Raw genomic sequence first — 16517 nt, forward strand, 5'->3', positions numbered from 1 at the left:
GAACGGGAGGCCCCGTGACTGTGTTCGATGCCGCGCCTGCGGCGCGGGAGGCCCCGTGACCAGGATCATCGGGGGAGTGGCGGGCGGGCGGCGGATCGTCGTACCGGCAGGGAGTGGGACCAGGCCGACCGCCGATCGGGTCCGGGAGGCGATGTTCTCGTCGCTGGAGGCGGAGTTCGGCGGCTTCGACGGCCTGTCCGTGCTCGACCTGTACTCCGGGTCGGGCGCGATCGGGCTGGAGGCGTTGTCCCGGGGCGCCAAGCGGGTCGTGCTCGTCGAGGCCGACCGCAAGGCCGCCGACGTGATCGCCGCGAACATCAAGGCCGTGGGGCTGCCTGGAGCGACGCTGCTGGTCAGGCCGGCCGAGAAGGTTGCCTCAGGCGACAATTCGGCCGGGCCGTTCGACCTGGTCGTCGCCGACCCGCCGTACCTGCTGGAAACCGTTGAACTGCAGGGGGTGCTGACCTCGCTGGTCGCGAACGGCTGGCTCGCGGCGGACGCGGTGGTGGTGGTCGAGCGGGGCAAACGGGAGCCGTGGGAGTGGCCGGAGGGGTTCACGGCGCTGCGCGATCGCAAGTACGGCGAAGCCCGGCTTTGGTACGGTCACCGCCATGAGTAGAGCGGTCTTCCCGGGGACCTTCGACCCGCCCACCAACGGGCACCTGGACATCATCGCCCGGGCGGCCGTCGCCTTCGACGAGGTGATCGTCGCGGCCGGGGTGAACCAGTCCAAGAAACGGCTGTTCAGCGTCGAGGAACGGCTCGAGATGCTGACCGCGATCACCGAGCCGTTCGGCAACGTCCGGATCGGCACCTTCGAGGGGCTGCTGGTCGACTACTGCCGGGCCGAGCAGGCCCAGGTGATCGTCAAGGGCCTGCGCGCGGGCGGCGACTACGACTACGAACTGCAGATGGCCCAGATGAACCGCAAGATGTCCGGGGTCGACACGCTGTTCCTGCCGACGGCGCCGGAGAACGCTTACATCTCCTCCAGCCTGGTCAAGGAGATTGCGAGACTCGGCGGTCCGGTGGAGGATTTCCTGCCGCCGATCGTCCATCAGAGGTTGCTCGGCACGCTCTGAGCCGCCCCGGATTGGGCCGGACGGTGGGAACTTGGTAGTGTTGTCCACCGGTCTTGTTGAGACCGAGATTCTGCCTGCCCACGCCTGAAAGGGATGTCCTGAGCGTCTTGGACCCGCGGTCCCCACTCGTGATCGAAACCCACGAGCTGTCGCGCCGCGCCGGGTCCCAGCGCGAAGTCTCCTTCACGGCACCGGCACCGGCCGATCTCGGGATCGACGTGATCGGCGTCCCCGAGGGCGACCCGATCCAGTTCGATCTACGGCTGGAAGCGGTTGTCGAAGGGGTGCTCGTCACCGGTACGGCCAGTGGCCGTCTGGTCGGGGAGTGCGCGCGGTGCCTGGTCGATGTCGAGGAGGAGTTCCTCGCCGACGTCCAGGAGCTGTACGTCTACCCGGAGAGTGACGCCGAGCCGGACGAGGCCAGCCGGATGGAGGGCGATCTGATCGACCTCGAGCCGGCGCTCAGGGACCAGGTGGTGCTCGCACTGCCGTTCCAGCCGCTGTGCACGGACGACTGTGCGGGATTGTGCCCCGAGTGTGGGGTGCGCCTGTCGGACGAGCCCGGGCACAAGCACGAGGATGGGGTAGACCCACGCTGGTCCGCTCTGAGTGGCCTGCTCCCGCAGCAGGATGAACGACCGCAAGACCGCTAGACCAAGACATTCACCAGCCAGCCGGCCGGGTCGCAAGCCCCCGGCCGAACCGAGGAGTCATAACCGTGGCCGTTCCGAAGCGGAAGATGTCGCGCAGCAACACCCGGAACCGCCGGGCCCAGTGGAAGGCCACTGTGCCGGCCCTGGTCACCTGCGTGAACCCCGCCTGCCGCGCCAAGCACCTGCAGCACACCGTTTGCCCGACCTGCGGCCAGTACGGCGCGAAGGGCGAGCGTCGCCAGGTCGTCGAGAGCTAAACGGCACCACCCAGTGAATAATTCGGTCAACGAGACGGGGCTCTACGCCGAGCTGAACCAGCGGCTCGGCGTATCGCTGGCTGACGAACTACTGGAGCACGCCTTCACTCATCGTTCGTTCGCGTACGAGAACGGTGGGTTGCCGACCAACGAGCGGCTGGAGTTCCTCGGGGACTCCGTGCTCGGCGTCATCGTCACGGAGTCGCTGTTCCGCAATCATCCGGACCTCTCCGAGGGCCGGCTCGCCAAGCTGCGCGCCGCTGTGGTCAACATGCGCGCGCTGGCGGGCGTCGCCCGCGAGCTGAAGCTCGGCAAGTACCTGCGGCTCGGCCGCGGCGAGGAAGCCACCGGCGGGCGCGACAAGTCGTCGATCCTGGCCGACTGCGTCGAGGCGCTGATCGGCGCGGTCTACTTGGACCGTGGCTTCGAGGTCGCCGGCCGGGTGGTGCACACGCTGTTCGACGAGCTGATGGAGTCGTCGGCACGGCTGGGCGCCGGCCTGGACTGGAAGACCAGCCTGCAGGAGCTCGTGGCGCAGCTGGGCGTCGGCGTGCCGGAGTACGTGATCGCCGAGTCCGGTCCCGACCACGCCAAGACCTTCGAGGCGCGGGTGCGGATCGGGTCGGACACCTACGGGCACGGCATCGGCCGGAGCAAGAAGGAAGCCGAGCAGCAGGCCGCCGAAACGGCGTGGAAGGCCCTCAGGGCCGCCCACCCCGACAGCACAGACCCGTCCCAGCAGCCCTAGTGCCCGGTGCCTGAGCTTCCCGAGGTAGAGGTCGTTCGCCGCGGACTCGCGGATTTCACCGCCGGCCGGACGATCGACGGCGTCGAGGTGCTGCACCCCCGGCCGGTACGCCGTCACCTCGCCGGGCCGGACGATTTCGTCGCCAAGCTCAAGGGTCAGACGTTCGCGGCGCCGGCGAGGCGCGGCAAGTACCTGTGGCTGCCGCTGGAGTCCGGGGACGCCGTCCTGGCCCACCTGGGGATGAGCGGGCAGTTCCGGGTCCAGCCGGTCGGCACGCCGGACGAGAAGCACCTGAGGGTGCGATTCCGGTTCGCCGACGACGGTGGAGAGGTCCGTTTTCTGGACCAGCGGATGTTCGGTGGTCTGTCGTACTCCGAGGGTGGCGCCGAACTGCCCGGGGAGATCGCTCACATCGCCCGCGACCCGTTCGATCCCCTGTTCGACGAGGACCTTTTCGTCGCCCGGGTGAGGGCGCGGAAGACCGGGCTGAAGCGCGCGCTGCTGGACCAGTCGCTGGTCAGCGGAGTCGGGAACATCTATGCCGACGAGGCTTTGTGGCGTGCCAGGCTGCACTACGCCCGGGCCACGGAGACGCTGAAACCCTTGCAGATAAGGGAAATCCTGCGCCACGCCCGGGAAGTGATGGCGGCCGCGCTGGACGTCGGCGGGACCAGTTTCGACGCGCTGTACGTCAACGTGAACGGGGAATCCGGCTATTTCGAGCGGGGTCTCGCGGTCTACGGACAAGAAGGTTCGCCGTGCCCGCGCGACGGCCGGCCGATTCGTCGCGAAGCGTTCATGAACCGTTCCTCGTTCCGCTGCCCGAAGTGTCAGCCGGCGCCGCGACACGCCCGGTGGTGAGCGAGATATCGTTAATTGACGTAGCTCAGGTTGACCCTTGGCGTAGGCGGTGTCACCCTGAAAGACGGCACACAATTCTGCGCTCCGCGGACCAGGGGCGCCAAACTGCCAGAACCCTTCCGGAGGACAGCACAATGGCCAAGGCTCTTCTAGGGCACCTTGGAGGCACTGACCCGCGCATGCTCGAGCAGGTTCGTCTGCTCAATAGGCGTGTCGCCGATCTGGAGGCGCACGTGATGCGCCTGCAGGCAGAGAACGACCATCTGGTCGCAGCCGTACACGACGGACGTCTGCTCACAGTAGACGAGGCTCTGCGCGCCCCCGCTTCGGTCTGAACCACCGAAGCCGCACCACATCACCGTCCGCACCACCCACGGCGGCGGCCCCCGTCCGGGCCTCCGCCGGTTTCATGTCTGCCCTAGGTAGACTCACCAGTGGAACTACTTCCCCCGGGTAGCGGCAGCGTCACCAGCAGTTACGACGGTTCCTTTCGGTATCGTCTGTCCTTTCACGGGTTGGGAGCTTCGCCTTGTACCTGAAGAGCATGACGCTCCGAGGTTTCAAGTCCTTCGCGTCGGCCACGACGATGAACTTCGAACCGGGGATCACCTGCATCGTCGGCCCGAACGGCTCCGGAAAGTCCAACGTCGTCGACGGTCTCGCCTGGGTGATGGGCGAGCAGGGCGTGAAGTCCCTGCGCGGCGGCAAGATGGAGGACGTCATCTTCGCCGGCACCTCCGGCCGCGCCCCGCTGGGCCGCGCCGAGGTGGTGCTGACCATCGACAACACCGACGGCGCGCTGCCGATCGAGTACGCCGAGGTCACCATCTCCCGGACGATGTTCCGCAACGGCGGCTCCGACTACCAGATCAACGGCCAGAACTGCCGGCTGCTGGACGTCCAGGAACTGCTCAGCGACTCCGGTATCGGCCGCGAGATGCACGTCATCGTCGGCCAGGGCCAGCTCGACTCGATCCTGCGCGCCACCCCCGAGGGCCGCCGCGGCTTCGTCGAGGAGGCCGCCGGGGTGCTGAAGCACCGCAAGCGCAAGGAGAAGGCGCTGCGGAAGCTGGAGTCCACCGAGGGCAACGTGCACCGCCTCGGTGACCTGATCGCCGAGATCCGTCGCCAGTTGAAGCCGCTCGGGCGCCAGGCGGAGGTGGCGCGGCGGGCGGTGACGATCCAGGCGGAGGTCCGCGACGGCCGGTCCCGGCTGCTCGCCGACGACATCGTGCAGGCCCAGTCCGCGCTCGAGGCCGAGCTCAAGGACGAGGCGGCACTGACCGAGAAGCGCACTCAGATCGAGGCCGCGTTGCGGGAGGCACGGGATCTCGAGGCCGAGCTGGAGGACGCGCTGCGCACCGACGCGCCGGCCCTGCAGGCCGCGCAGGACACCTGGTACCAGCTGTCCGGGTTCAGCGAAAAGATCAAGGGCACCGCCAGGATCGCCGCGGACCGGATCCGGTCGCTGAACGACGAGGCCGAGGAGCCTCGCACCGGGCGGGACCCCGAGGAGCTCGAGCTGGAGGCCGCCCGGGTCCGGGAGACCGAGTCGCAGATCGAGGCCGAGGTCGAGGCCCACTCCGAGCTGCTCGCCGAGGCGATCGAGCGTCGCCAGCAGTTGGAGGCGCAGCATGCCGAGGAGGAGCGCCGGATCGCGGCGCTGATCCGGGCCGCCGCCGACCGCCGGGAGGGAATGGCCCGGCTGACCGGCCAGGTGAACGCGCTCAAGAGCCGCGCGTCTGCCGCCGAGTCCGAGATCGGGCGGCTCGCCGCCAACATGCGGGAAGCGGAGCAGCGGGCCGCGAAGGCTCAGCACGACTTCACCGCGCTGGAGACCCAGGTGGCTGGGCTCGACGCCGGTGAACGCGGCCTGGACGAGGAGTACGAGGCAGCCCAGAGCGTCCTGGACGAGCTGGAGGAGCGCCTCACCAAGCTGCGGGCCGAGGAGCGCGACGCCGAGCGGGAGCGGACCGGCCTGGCCGCCCGCAAGGAGGCCCTGGAGCTGGGTCTGAGCCGCAAGGACGGTGCCGGCGCCCTGTTGGCCGCCTCCGAGCAAGTGACCGGCCTGATGGGCTCGGTGGCCGCGCTGCTGAGCGTGCGAGCCGGCTACGAGACCGCCATCGCCGCAGCGCTGGGAGAAGCCGCCGACGCGGTCGCCGTGACCCACACGCAGGCCGCGCTTGAGGCGGTCGGGCACCTGAAGGAGCACGATCTCGGCCGCGCCGGGCTGCTCCTCGGTGACGCCCCTGCTGATGACTCCGCGTCGTGGCCCTCGCTGCCGTACGGCGCGACGTACGCGGTCGAGGTCGTGGACTGCCCGGAGAAGCTGCGTCCGGCGCTTCGCCGCCTGCTGCGCAAGGTCGCCGTCGTCGATGACGTACCCGCGGCGCAGTCACTGGTGCGGCACCTGCCGGACGTTCTGGCGACCACCCGCGCGGGCGACGTACTGGGTGCGCACTTCGCGTACGGCGGGTCGGACGCGGCGCCGAGCCTGATCGAGGTGCAGGCCGCGATCGACGAGGCGTCGGAGAAGCTGACCGAGGCCACCGCGCGGAGCGAGCGGCTGCGGTTCGAGCTGTCGGCGATGGAGGACGAGCGGTCGCGGCAGAAGGAGTCCGTCGAGATCGCGCTTGCCCGGCTGCACGAGTCGGACGCCTCGATGGCGGCGGTCGCCGAGCAGTTGGCCCAGTTCGGGTCGCTGGCGAAGGCGTCGCGCGGTGAGGCCCAGCGGATGGGCGAGGCGATCGCGGCCGCCGAGGCCGAGCGCGACCGGAACCTGACCGGCCTCGCGGACCTCGAACAGCGCCTGAACGACGTCGAGCAGTACGGCGACGACGAGGGCGACGAGCCCGACCCGACCGAGCGCGACCGGCTCGCCGAAGAGGCCAAGGCCGGCCGGGCCGCGGAGATGGAAGCGCGACTGGCGCTGCGGACCACCGAGGAGCGGGCGAGGGCCCTGTCCGGGCGGGCCGACTCGCTGGAGCGTGCTGCCCGCCAGGAGCGCGAGGCGCGGGCCCGGGCGATCGCTCGCGCATCACGACGGGCGCGTCAGTCCGAGGCCGCGCAGGCCGTGCATCTGGCAGCTGGGCACGTGCTCGCCCGGCTGGAGAACTCCCTGCAAATGGCGGCGTCCGAGCGCTCGGCGATCCAGGCGCAGCGGGCCGACCGGGAGCAGGCGCTGGCCCAGGCCCGCTCGACGACCCGGAATATGAGCAGCGAGCTCGAGCAGCTGACGAACACCGTCCACCGGGACGCGCTGGCCCGGGCCGAGCAGAAGATGCGCCTGGAGGCCCTGTACGAGAAGGCGCTGGGCGAGCTGGGCACCGAGGTCGAGGCACTGATCGCGGAGTACGGGCCGGACCAGCTGGTGCCGCCGCTGCCCAAGGACGGCGACGAGAACACCCTGGAGCTCGAGGGCGAGCCGTTCGACCGGGCCAAGGTGCAGAAGCGGCTGAAGCAGGCCGAGCGGGCGCTGAACCAGCTGGGGCGGATCAACCCGCTCGCGCTGGAGGAGTTCGACGCGATGGAGGAGCGGCACCGCTTCCTGTCCGAGCAGCTCGACGACCTGAAGAAGTCCCGCCGCGACCTGATGGACATCGTCAAGGAGGTCGACGACCGGGTCGAGCAGGTCTTCACCGAGGCCTACCGCGACGTCGAGGTCGCCTTCGAGCACGTCTTCAGCCGGTTGTTCCCCGGTGGTGAGGGCCGGCTGGTGCTGACCGACCCGAGCGACATGCTCAGTACCGGGATCGACGTCGAGGCTCGGCCGCCCGGCAAGAAGGTGAAGCGGCTGTCGCTGCTGTCCGGTGGTGAGCGGTCGTTGGTCGCGGTGGCGTTCCTGGTCGCCCTGTTCAAGGCGCGCCCGTCGCCGTTCTACATCCTCGACGAGGTCGAGGCCGCGCTGGACGACACCAACCTGGGCCGCCTGCTGGAGATCTACGAGGAGTTGCGCGAGAACAGCCAACTGCTGGTGATCACCCACCAGAAGCGCACCATGGAGGTCGCCGACGCCCTGTACGGCGTGACGATGCGCGGCGACGGCGTCTCCGCCGTCATCTCCCAGCGCATCCGCGAGTCAGAACCTGCCTGACTTCAGCCCGGCTCGGTTCCGTTCTGCGGGAACCTAGCTGGGCTCGTCGCGCTTCTCGGCCTCGGCCCGGGCTTCGGCGCCGGTCTCGCCCGCGTAGCCGAGGTCGTCGCCGCCGGACGCGCGGCCGACAAAGGTCTCGTTCGGGCCGGTGCCGGTCGTGCTCAGCCGATCCCCGTCGTCGGAGCCGGCCACGCCGCCGGTCGCACGGGTGGCCGCCTCGTGCTCGGTGTCGGCCGGAGCGTCGCTCTCACCGAGCTCATGACCCAGCTTCTTGCGCGACAGCTTCTCTGTCACCCGGGACCACCAGGACATGGCTTCCTCTCCGGAACATGGTCGTGTACCCCGGCGAGTACCCCGCCTTGTCCGGCTGAATCAGTGCTGACCAGGTGACCGCTTGACTTGGTTAAGACGGTCGGTCATATTGGAGACATGGCACGGCAGAGCATGCGGGAAGAGATCGTCGAGGCGGGCCTCGCGCAGTTCCACGAGCGGGGATACAACGCGGCGGCGGTGAAGGACATCACCGATCGCGCCGGAGTCCCGAAGGGGTCGTTCTACAACCACTTCGAGAGCAAGGAAGCGCTCGCGATCGTGGCCCTGAAGCGGTACGGCGACAGCACCCGGATGCCGGATCTCGCGGACAGGTCGGTGGAGCCGGTCGCCCGGATCCGGGGGCACTTCGAGTTCCTCCGCGACCAGACGGTCGGCGCGGGAGTCGCCAGGGGGTGCATGCTCGGCAACTTCGGCACCGAGATCGCCGACCACAGCGAGGCGATCCGGGAAACGGTCCATCAGGGCTTCGTCGACTGGGCCGGGTTGCTCAGCGCCGCGCTCGCCGAAGGACAGGAGGCCGGCAGTGTCCGGGCCGATCTCGATCCTGACGCCACCGCGCGTTTCCTCCTGAGCGCCTGGGAAGGCACCCTGATCCAGGCGCGCGCGTTCAAGTCGGCCGACGTGTTCGACAGCTTCTTCGACCTCACCTTCCGCAGCCTGCTCGCGGTCTGAACCATGACGGGGGCGACGTGGAGCAGGTGGAGCAGGTGGGGGTCAACCCGCTGACCGCGCATCTGGCGCTGACGAAGTACGTCGATCTGAAGCCGGGGGACTGGGTCGGCCAGAACCTGGGGAACTCGGCCGTGGGTCAGTACGTGATCGCGCTCGCGAAGCGGGCCGGGGTGAAGACGCTGAGCGTAGTACGGCGGGAAGAGGCGGCGGAGCAGTTGCGGGCCGCGGGGGCGGACCTGGTGGTTGTCGATGGCAATGACCTGGCCGAGCGGATCAAAGCGGCGCTGGGGCAGCAGCAGTTGAAGCTGGTGCTCGACGGGACTGGTGACGCGACCACGGGTGCGCTGGCACAGGCGCTGGAGTTCGAGGGCACGGTGGTCAGCTACTCGTCCGTGACGGGTCAGCCGGCGCGGGTCGGACTGGCGGACACGATCTATCGGCAGGTGGCGGTGCGCGGGCTCTGGATCCCGAACTGGTTGCCGAACGCGCCCGCGGGAGGAGATCGAGAACACCTACGTCGAGCCGGTCGAACTGTTGCCGACGGCACACTTCAGGGCAGGGTCGAGGCGACCTACCCGGTGGCCGAGTACCGCAAGGCGCTCGACCACGCGCGGCAGCCGGGACGCTCGGGGAAGATCCTGTTCAGGCCGTGATCGTCATCGACGCCACCAGGTCGGCCTGAACGTCGAAGGTGAAGTGCGAGGGCCCGTTGAAGCCGTCGCCGCCGACCTGGGTGGCGAGGGTGATCGGGTTGCCCGGAGTGGATACCTCGGTGCCGGAGAAGGTAACGCGTTTGCCGATGAACTCGTTGTCGCTCCAGGACCGGATCCGCTCCGGGCCGCGGAACTGCCGGCCCCAGTCGTCGACGAAACCGTCGGGGGCGAAGGCGGCGACGAACGCGTCGGCGTCCTGCTCGTCCACCGCGGTCAGGATCCGCCGGACAGCGGCCGGCACGCTCTCGTCAATACTCATAACGTAACGATAACCAGGGGTTCGCCTGTGAACCGGTCCGGCCGCCCATCCGTGTGGAGGGTGTCGAACGGTCAACTAGCCAAGGAGAAACCCCATGAAGCGCATCGCTGTCGTCATCGGCTCGGCCGTCCTCGGCCTGGCCGCCCTGACCGCCTGCGGTGGTGATGAGGACACCCCCGCCTCCGGCCCCGGAACCAGCCAGTCGGCCCCCGCGGCCGCGAACGCGAAGCTCGCCACGGCCGACGTCGGCGACTTCGGCAAGATCGTCGTCGACGGCACCGGCCGGACGCTCTACGTGTTCGACAAGGACACCGCCGACCCGTCGAAATCCAACTGCGACGGCGATTGCGCGACGAAGTGGCCGCCGGCGCTCGCCGGTACCGGTACGCCGGAACTGGACGGAGTCGACGCGTCACTGGTCGGCACCGTGACCCGGACGGACGGCAGCAAGCAGATCACCCTGGCGGGTCTGCCGCTCTATCAGTTCGACCAGGACACGAAGGCGGGCGAGGCCAAGGGTCAGGCCGTCGGCGGCGTCTGGTGGGTGGTGGGCCCGGACGGCAAGAAGATCACCAAGGAGGCCTCCGGCTCCGGCAACAGCGGCTACTGAGCAAGCAAGCAGGCTGACCCGATGGAGTCGACCGGTTGCGTGCTGCAGGACCCCGCATGGGGCCCTGCGGTCCGTGCCGTCGGCGAATCGCCTATCGTACGATCGACCGCGACAGTCGAGGCCGGGAGGACAGCGGTGGGGACCACGGACCGCCGTCCAGAGGCAGCAGAAGCGTTGATCCGCTCGCTGTACTCCGAGCACGGCCGCAGCCTGCTCGCCTACGCGACCAGGCTGACCGGTGATCGGGCTGCCGCCGAGGACGTCGTCCAGGAGACTCTGGTGCGCGCGTGGAAGCACGCCGACGACCTGGTCGAGGGCAAGGGGTCCGTCCGCGGCTGGCTGCTCACGGTCGCCCGCAACATCGTCACCGATCGGGCCCGGGCGCGAGCTGTCCGGCCGGCCGAGGTGGCGGAGGTGGAGGACCGCCCACCGGTGGAGGGCGACCACTCCGAGTCCGTGGTGAACACGATGGTGGTGCTGGAGGCGCTCGACCAGGTGTCGCCGGAACACCGCGAGGTGCTGGTGCAGCTGTACTACCGCGGCCGGTCCGTGACGGAGGCGGCGAAGGAGCTGGGTGTACCGCCCGGTACCGTGAAATCGAGATCGTATTACGCCCTCCGAGCGCTCCGCGCGGTGATGGCCGGACCAGAAGCGGAGGTGGCCCGATGAGCGATCACGATCACTCGCAGCTGGGTGCCTACGCCCTCGGCGCGCTGGACCCCGACGAGGTCCGCGAGGTCGACGAGCACCTGGCCGGTTGCGCCGATTGCCGCCAGGAGCTGGCCGAGCTCGAGGAGATGAAGGAGTTCCTCGGCGAGGTACCGCCCGAGGCGTTCCTGGACGGTCCGCCGCCCGACGGCGACCTGCTGTTGCAGCGCACGCTGCGCGAGGTTCGCTCGGCTGCCGCCGAGCCCGCTCCCGTCGTGGAGAAGAAGAAGCGCAACGTCTGGCTGCTGGTCGCTGCCGCGCTCGTGCTGATCGCGGGCGCGCTGGGCGGCGGCGTACTGATCGGCCGGCAGTCGGTCGACGACACAGCCGGTACTCCGCCCGCCGGGTCGAAGGTGGTCACCGCGACCGACGCGACGACCGGCGCGACGATGGCGACGACGGTGGAGCCGCGGGCCGGCTGGAGCTGGATCAACGTGAAGATCACCGGTGGCCTGAAGGCCGGCGCCGAGTGCGAGATGCTCGTCACCGACAAGGCCGGTAAGACCTACGTGGCCGGCAGTTGGGTGATCTCCGAGAAGGCGGCACGCGAAGGCAGCCGCTTCAGCGGCGGCGTGCTGCTCCCGATCGACCAGGTGACGTCGGTCCAGGTGAGGACCGTCCAGGGCGAGAACGTGGTCACCACACCCGTCTGAGAATCCGGTTGCCGGGTCGGAGAGGATTGAAGGGTGAACTCCCCGACTACTGAAGCTCCCGAAGATCTCCGGTCGAGGCGCAAGGCGGCCGCGGCTGACTGCACCCGCTGGCTGGGTGGCCGCAAGGCTCTGGTGAGTGACGCGCTGAGCGCGTTCGCCCAGGTGGCGACCGAGGACGACTGGGACGTCTACGGCGGTGGCGGCGAGGTCGAGCTGCTGGAGAAGGAGGTCGCGGACCTGCTGGGCAAGCCGGCGGCCGTGTTCATGCCCAGCGGGATCATGGCGCAGCAGAGCGTGCTCCGCGTGTACGCCGACCGCGCGGGGACGCAGCGCGTCGCAGTACATGGGTTGTCGCACTTGCTGCTGCACGAGTTGAACGCGCTGGAGGAAGTGCACCATCTGCGGATCGAGCGGTTGACGTCTGACCCGCGTCAGCCGCGGCCGGACGAGTTGGCCGCCATCCCGGGGCAGTTGGCCGCTGTCACGTTGGAGTTGCCGCTGCGGGATGGTGGCTACGTGTTGCCGAGCTGGGATGAGCTGGTGGTGTTCGCCGACGCTTGCGCGGAGCGCGGAGTGCCGCTGCATCTGGATGGGGCCCGGCTTTGGGAGAGTACGCCGTACTTGGGGCACAGCCTGGCTGAGGTCGCTGCACTGGCTTCGACGGTGTACGTGTCCTTCTACAAGGGCTTGGGCGGCTTGAGCGGGGCTGCGGTGGCAGGCCCCGAGGACCTCATCGCCGAAGTACGCCGCTGGCAGCGCAGGCTCGGCGGCAATCTCTTCACCCTGTTCCCGTACGCCGTGTCCGCGCGCGAGGGGCTCCGCACCATCCTGCCGGTGATGGGGGACCTCCACGAGCGTGCGGTCGAGCTCGCGGTTTCCCTGCAGAGCGTGGGATATCGGGTCTTCCCCGAACCGCCGCACACCAACTCGTTCCGGCTCTTCGCGCCGCGATCCGCGGAGAGGATGGAGCTCGCCACGATCCGCCGGATGGAGTCGACCCGGGAGTCGCTCACGTCCTGGACCTGGCGGCCGGCCGACGTACCGGGGTGGTCGTACATCGAGCTGGTGGTGATGCCGGCCACGCTGCGGTGGCAGGTCGACGAGGCGGCGAAGGCTTTCGGGGAACTTCTGGAAGACTGAGCTCGTAGCACTGGATGTGAGGCTGGTGCACGGCAACAAACGGGGAGAGAAGTAACTAGTGCTGACGTTCGTCATCACCATGGTGGTTCTGCTGGTTCTGTCGGGGCTCGTCCTCCTGGCGGTCGCCCGAGGTGAGGGCAGGGGAATCGGCCATTAAGTAGGTTGGCCCGATGAGGAAGCTCATCTTTCAGGAATACGTGTCACTCGACGGGTATGCCGCGGGGCCGGGGGACGATCTTTCGTTCTTCGACACCGTCACGGATCAGGACGACCGTGACAACCTGCTGCTGCTCGACAGTGTGGACACGATGCTGCTCGGCGCGACCACCTATCGGCTGTTCGTCGGCTACTGGCCGACGGCAACCGATGAGCTCGCGCCGAAACTCAACCGCCTGCGCAAGGTGGTCGTTTCGTCGACCCTCGAGTCGGCGCCGTGGGGAGAGTGGGAGCCGGGCGAGGTGGTCACCGACGCGGTCGGCGCCGTGTCCGCGCTGAAGCGCGAGGACGGCAAGGACATCGTGTTGTGGGGGAGCATCTCGCTCTTCCACTCGCTGCTGACCGCCGGCCTGGTCGACGAGGTCCAACTCCGCGTCTGCCCGTTGCTGCTGGGCGGGGGCAAGCCGGTCTTCCCCTCCGCGCAGGTCTCCTTGGAGCTCCTGGAAGCCACCCCCTGGGCTGGAAATGGCGTCGTACTCCGCTACCGCCCGAACTAGGATGCCGGCGTGCCCGCACCCAACGGATTCGACTACGTGGCCCGGCCTGACGGCACGGTGCGGATCACCCATCACGGCAAGCCCGCGACCGTACTGCGGGGCAGCCGGGCCGGGGAGTTCCTCGGAGAGGTTGACGAGGACCCGCAGGAAGTGATGGCGCGGTGGACCGGCAACTACAAACGCGGCAACGAGCGGATGGGGAAGAACCACCCGCGCAACCGGCGCTGAGTATCAGCTGACCGCGTTGACGACCGCTCTCACGATGGGAGCCGCCACCGTAAAGGTGGGGACGACCAGGAGCAGCACCGCGGCGGTGTAGGTGGCGGCGGAGAGCAGCCTGGCGTCGGGTTCTGGGTCGGCCAGGCGTTGGACCCGGAGGACCGTGGAGGACTTGGCGGCGGCCATGGCGGCCTCGGGGGCAGGAGAGCCGGCCAGGGCGACCAGGGCTCGGGCCAGGGGGAGCGGGCCGATGCGGCGGCGGGCGTCGTCGTCGGCCAGGAGCTCCACCAGGGTGCGGGCCTGTTCCAGGGCTAGGTCGCTGCGGACCCAGCGAGGAAAGGCCCTCCGAATCGCGGTGAAGGCCTCTAATACCAGGTCGTGGCGCGCGCGGAGATGAGCTTGCTCATGAGCCAGCACTGCCCGTAGCTCGCTGTCGTCCAGGCGGTCCAGCGCACCAACCGACACGACGACCCGCGAGCCGCGCAGTGCAGGCAAGCAGTAGGCCAGCGGGGTCTCCTCGGCCAGAACCCGCAGGCCGGGGATCAACCCGTCCGGGGTGGCCAGTACGTCTACTAAGTCTCGGTGGCGCTTGCGGCGCGCTCTAGTCCCGACGGCGACTCGACCAGCGGCCCAGAGCAGCCGGACACCGACCAGCGCAGTCAAAGCCAGTACTGCGCCCGCAGCCAAGTCCCGAGGTGACGACGGGTCGAAGCGCGGTTCCCCGGGCTCGCCCGCCGTGGAGTAGGACAGCGCGATCCCAGCCCCAAAAGCAGCCAGTACTGCGGCTAGCGCGATCGCCTGCCATAGCGCCACAGCGGCGCGGGGGATCCGGTAGGGCCAGTTGGAGCGGGCAAGGAGTGCTGGAGCCGGTCCGGTCAGGACCAGGGCGAGTGCGGCAAGCAGGAGCGGGGTGATCACCCGTCCCGCGCCTCCAGCCGAGCCAGCGCGTCGCGGAGGAGTGCGGCTTCCTCGTCGCTGACCTGGCCGACGAAGCGGACCAGGGCCTCGCGGCGATCGCCGGCCCGGTCCAGCGCGTCCCGCATCAGGTCGGCGGCCAGTTCCTCGCGCGGCGCGGCCGCCTTGTAGCGCCAGGCCTTGCCGTCGCGTTCGCGCTCGGTCAGGTCCTTCTTGGCGAGCCGGTCGAGCACGGTCATCACGGTCGTGTAGGCCAGCTCGCGGGTCCGGGACAGCTGCTCGTGGACCTCCCGGACGGTGAGAGCGCCGTCGGCTGCCCAGAGCTGCTCCATCACCAGGCGTTCGAGGTCTCCGAGGGGGCGGGGAGCCTTCGGGTCGGTGGTCACGTGACCAGTGTAACTACACGTCGTAGTAGATCTCGGCTAGCATCTACTACGTAACGTCGTAGATGGCTCGGGAGGCCTCGTGGACACCCTGGATCTGGCCCGCTGGCAGTTCGCGATCACCACCGTCTACCACTTCTTCTTCGTCCCGGTGACGATCTCGCTGGTCGCGATCACGGCCGGCCTGCAGACCGCGTGGTACCGGACCGGCAAGGACAAGGACCTGCGGCTGACCAAGTTCTACGGCAAGTTGTTCCTGATCAACATCGCGATGGGAGTCGTCACCGGGATCGTCCAGGAGTTCCAGTTCGGGATGAACTGGAGCGACTACTCGCGCTTCGTCGGCGACGTGTTCGGCGGCCCGCTGGCGCTGGAGGGGCTGCTGGCGTTCTTCTTCGAGTCCACCTTCATCGGCCTGTGGATCTTCGGCTGGGACCGGTTGCCGAAGAAGGTGCACCTGGCCTGCATCTGGATGGTGGTGCTGGGCACGCAACTGTCGGCGTACTTCATCCTGGCGGCCAACTCGTGGATGCAGAACCCGGTCGGCTTCCGTTACAACGCCGAGCGCGGCCGGGCCGAGCTCACCGACTTCTGGGCGGTGCTGACCAACAAGGTGGTGCTGGTCACCTACCCGCACACGATCTTCGCCGCGTTCCTGGTCGGTGGTGCGTTCGTCGCAGGTGTCGCGGTCTGGCACCTGGTCCGCAGGCCGGGCGTGGACGTCCCAGCCTTCCGTACTGCGCTCCGCCTCGGCGCGGTGGTGGTCCTGGTGGCCGGCGCCGGCGTCGCCCTCAGCGGCGACCAGCAGGGCAAGGTGATGACCGAGGTGCAGCCGATGAAGATGGCCGCGGCCGAGGCGCTCTACGAGTCGGAGAAACCGGCCGCGTTCTCGATCTTCACCGTCGGCAGCCTGGACGGTTCCCGCGAGATCTACTCGGTGAAGGTGCCCTACCTGCTGTCGTTCCTGGCCAACGGCGACTTCGACAGCGAGGTGAAGGGGATCAACTCGCTGCAGCAGGCCTACGAGCAGCTCTACGGCCCGGGCTCGTACAAGCCGAACATCCCGCTCACCTACTGGACCTTCCGGCTGATGATCGGGGTGGGGATGACGTCTGTGGCGCTGGCCCTCTTGTTGCTCTGGGCAACCAGGAGGGGACGGGCGCCGGACCGCCGGCTGGTCTGGCTGGCGCTGCCGTTGCCGCTGCTGCCGCTGGTCGCGAACACCTTCGGCTGGATCTTCACCGAGACCGGCCGGCAGCCGTGGCTGGTGTTCGGCCTGCTGCCCACCTCCGCCGGGGTGTCGCCGGGCACCACCACGACCGAGATCCTGATCTCGATGATCGGCTTCCTGCTCCTGTACGGCGCCCTGGCGGTGGTCGAGGTGAAGCTCATGTTCCGCGCGATCCGGGCCGGGCTGGCCGGGGTGGCGCCGGAGCCGGACACGCCACCCGAGCCGGACGACTCCGGCAAACCGCTCTCCTTCGCATACTAGAGGTGGTCTGAGC

Annotated in this window: 20 protein-coding genes; 16 read left to right on the forward strand and 4 right to left on the reverse strand. The window is 69.0% G+C overall.

Annotated features, from left to right (window positions below; translation table 11 throughout):
- The first annotated feature begins 55 nt into the window (after nt 1-55).
- The 7 genes from rsmD (at nt 56) to smc (ending at nt 7694) form a co-directional block, all read left to right on the forward strand.
- A complete protein-coding gene (gene rsmD / locus ABD255_RS15190) occupies nt 56-619 on the forward strand; it encodes a 16S rRNA (guanine(966)-N(2))-methyltransferase RsmD (protein WP_344214190.1) in 564 nt (187 codons plus the stop codon).
- Entirely contained in the window at nt 612-1082 is a 471-nt protein-coding gene (gene coaD / locus ABD255_RS15195; protein ID WP_344214192.1) for a pantetheine-phosphate adenylyltransferase, read from the forward strand. The genes rsmD and coaD overlap by 8 nt, the downstream gene beginning before the upstream one ends.
- Nucleotides 1083-1210: 128 nt before the next feature.
- Nucleotides 1211-1735: a YceD family protein gene (locus ABD255_RS15200; RefSeq protein ID WP_344214194.1), complete on the forward strand. Its 525-nt coding sequence runs from the start codon at nt 1211-1213 to the stop codon at nt 1733-1735.
- A gap of 65 nt (nt 1736-1800) precedes the next feature.
- Entirely contained in the window at nt 1801-1992 is a 192-nt protein-coding gene (rpmF, locus tag ABD255_RS15205; RefSeq protein ID WP_344214196.1) for a 50S ribosomal protein L32, read from the forward strand.
- 13 nt (nt 1993-2005) lie between these two features.
- Nucleotides 2006-2740, forward strand: a complete 735-nt coding sequence (gene rnc / locus ABD255_RS15210) for a ribonuclease III (RefSeq protein WP_344214198.1) — start codon at nt 2006-2008, stop codon at nt 2738-2740.
- A 6-nt stretch (nt 2741-2746) separates the two neighbouring features.
- On the forward strand, nt 2747-3601 hold the full coding sequence (gene mutM, locus ABD255_RS15215) for a bifunctional DNA-formamidopyrimidine glycosylase/DNA-(apurinic or apyrimidinic site) lyase (RefSeq protein WP_344214200.1): 855 nt from the start codon (nt 2747-2749) through the stop codon (nt 3599-3601).
- A gap of 544 nt (nt 3602-4145) precedes the next feature.
- On the forward strand, nt 4146-7694 hold the full coding sequence (gene smc / locus ABD255_RS15220; RefSeq protein ID WP_425554421.1) for a chromosome segregation protein SMC: 3549 nt from the start codon (nt 4146-4148) through the stop codon (nt 7692-7694).
- 33 nt (nt 7695-7727) lie between these two features.
- Here smc and ABD255_RS15225 read toward each other — a convergent pair whose 3' ends face one another.
- On the reverse strand, nt 7728-7988 hold the full coding sequence (locus ABD255_RS15225; protein ID WP_344214204.1) for a hypothetical protein: 261 nt from the start codon (nt 7986-7988) through the stop codon (nt 7728-7730).
- A gap of 135 nt (nt 7989-8123) precedes the next feature.
- On the opposite strand from ABD255_RS15225, the gene ABD255_RS15230 reads away from it, so the two are divergent.
- Together ABD255_RS15230 and ABD255_RS15235 are read left to right on the forward strand one after the other, a co-directional pair.
- Nucleotides 8124-8699 carry a TetR/AcrR family transcriptional regulator gene (locus ABD255_RS15230; RefSeq protein ID WP_344214206.1) on the forward strand — a complete coding sequence of 192 codons (576 nt, stop codon included), beginning with the start codon at nt 8124-8126 and terminating at the stop codon, nt 8697-8699.
- A gap of 17 nt (nt 8700-8716) precedes the next feature.
- Nucleotides 8717-9352 carry a zinc-binding dehydrogenase gene (locus ABD255_RS15235; RefSeq protein WP_344214208.1) on the forward strand — a complete coding sequence of 212 codons (636 nt, stop codon included), beginning with the start codon at nt 8717-8719 and terminating at the stop codon, nt 9350-9352.
- On the opposite strand, the gene ABD255_RS15240 is transcribed toward ABD255_RS15235, so the two are convergent.
- Entirely contained in the window at nt 9342-9671 is a 330-nt protein-coding gene (locus ABD255_RS15240) for a nuclear transport factor 2 family protein (protein ID WP_344214210.1), read from the reverse strand. The two genes, ABD255_RS15235 and ABD255_RS15240, sit on opposite strands and share 11 nt — an antisense overlap.
- Before the next feature lie 94 nt (nt 9672-9765).
- Here ABD255_RS15240 and ABD255_RS15245 point away from each other — a divergent pair, with 94 nt between their 5' ends.
- From ABD255_RS15245 to ABD255_RS15270, 6 genes are all read left to right on the forward strand, one after another.
- The gene (locus tag ABD255_RS15245) at nt 9766-10281 is read left to right on the forward strand and encodes a hypothetical protein (protein WP_344214212.1); all 516 of its coding nucleotides are present in this window, start codon (nt 9766-9768) and stop codon (nt 10279-10281) included.
- Nucleotides 10282-10416: 135 nt separating this feature from the next.
- Complete coding sequence (locus ABD255_RS15250; protein ID WP_344214214.1) at nt 10417-10950, forward strand: sigma-70 family RNA polymerase sigma factor; 534 nt, start codon at nt 10417-10419, stop codon at nt 10948-10950.
- Complete coding sequence (locus tag ABD255_RS15255; RefSeq protein ID WP_344214216.1) at nt 10947-11642, forward strand: anti-sigma factor family protein; 696 nt, start codon at nt 10947-10949, stop codon at nt 11640-11642. The genes ABD255_RS15250 and ABD255_RS15255 overlap by 4 nt, the downstream gene beginning before the upstream one ends.
- 33 nt (nt 11643-11675) lie before the next feature.
- A complete protein-coding gene (locus ABD255_RS15260) occupies nt 11676-12782 on the forward strand; it encodes a threonine aldolase family protein (protein WP_344214218.1) in 1107 nt (368 codons plus the stop codon).
- 170 nt (nt 12783-12952) lie between these two features.
- Entirely contained in the window at nt 12953-13495 is a 543-nt protein-coding gene (locus tag ABD255_RS15265) for a dihydrofolate reductase family protein (protein ID WP_344214220.1), read from the forward strand.
- A 9-nt stretch (nt 13496-13504) separates the two neighbouring features.
- Nucleotides 13505-13723 carry a hypothetical protein gene (locus ABD255_RS15270; RefSeq protein WP_344214222.1) on the forward strand — a complete coding sequence of 73 codons (219 nt, stop codon included), beginning with the start codon at nt 13505-13507 and terminating at the stop codon, nt 13721-13723.
- A 3-nt stretch (nt 13724-13726) separates the two neighbouring features.
- Here the strand turns inward: ABD255_RS15270 and ABD255_RS15275 are convergent, their stop codons facing one another.
- Together ABD255_RS15275 and ABD255_RS15280 are read right to left on the reverse strand one after the other, a co-directional pair.
- Nucleotides 13727-14632, reverse strand: a complete 906-nt coding sequence (locus ABD255_RS15275) for a M56 family metallopeptidase (RefSeq protein ID WP_344214224.1) — start codon at nt 14630-14632, stop codon at nt 13727-13729.
- Nucleotides 14629-15015, reverse strand: coding sequence for a BlaI/MecI/CopY family transcriptional regulator (locus ABD255_RS15280; RefSeq protein ID WP_344214226.1), 387 nt, complete (start codon nt 15013-15015; stop codon nt 14629-14631). The genes ABD255_RS15275 and ABD255_RS15280 overlap by 4 nt, the downstream gene beginning before the upstream one ends.
- Nucleotides 15016-15094: 79 nt before the next feature.
- On the opposite strand from ABD255_RS15280, the gene ABD255_RS15285 reads away from it, so the two are divergent.
- On the forward strand, nt 15095-16504 hold the full coding sequence (locus ABD255_RS15285; protein ID WP_344214228.1) for a cytochrome ubiquinol oxidase subunit I: 1410 nt from the start codon (nt 15095-15097) through the stop codon (nt 16502-16504).
- Nucleotides 16505-16517 lie beyond the last annotated feature (13 nt).

The organism is Kribbella sancticallisti (assembly GCF_039530625.1).
GTDB classification, from domain to species: Bacteria; Actinomycetota; Actinomycetes; order Propionibacteriales; family Kribbellaceae; genus Kribbella; species Kribbella sancticallisti.

Excerpts from the sequence above, each read along its gene's own strand:
- ABD255_RS15240 (WP_344214210.1), bottom strand. The coding sequence starts at position 9,671 with ATGAGTATTGACGAGAGCGTGCCGGCCGCTGTCCGGCGGATCCTGACC.
- ABD255_RS15265 (WP_344214220.1), top strand. The coding sequence starts at position 12,953 with ATGAGGAAGCTCATCTTTCAGGAATACGTGTCACTCGACGGGTATGCC.
- smc (WP_425554421.1), top strand. The coding sequence starts at position 4,146 with ATGACGCTCCGAGGTTTCAAGTCCTTCGCGTCGGCCACGACGATGAAC.
- coaD (WP_344214192.1), top strand. The coding sequence starts at position 612 with ATGAGTAGAGCGGTCTTCCCGGGGACCTTCGACCCGCCCACCAACGGG.
- ABD255_RS15255 (WP_344214216.1), top strand. The coding sequence starts at position 10,947 with ATGAGCGATCACGATCACTCGCAGCTGGGTGCCTACGCCCTCGGCGCG.
- ABD255_RS15245 (WP_344214212.1), top strand. The coding sequence starts at position 9,766 with ATGAAGCGCATCGCTGTCGTCATCGGCTCGGCCGTCCTCGGCCTGGCC.
- ABD255_RS15230 (WP_344214206.1), top strand. The coding sequence starts at position 8,124 with ATGGCACGGCAGAGCATGCGGGAAGAGATCGTCGAGGCGGGCCTCGCG.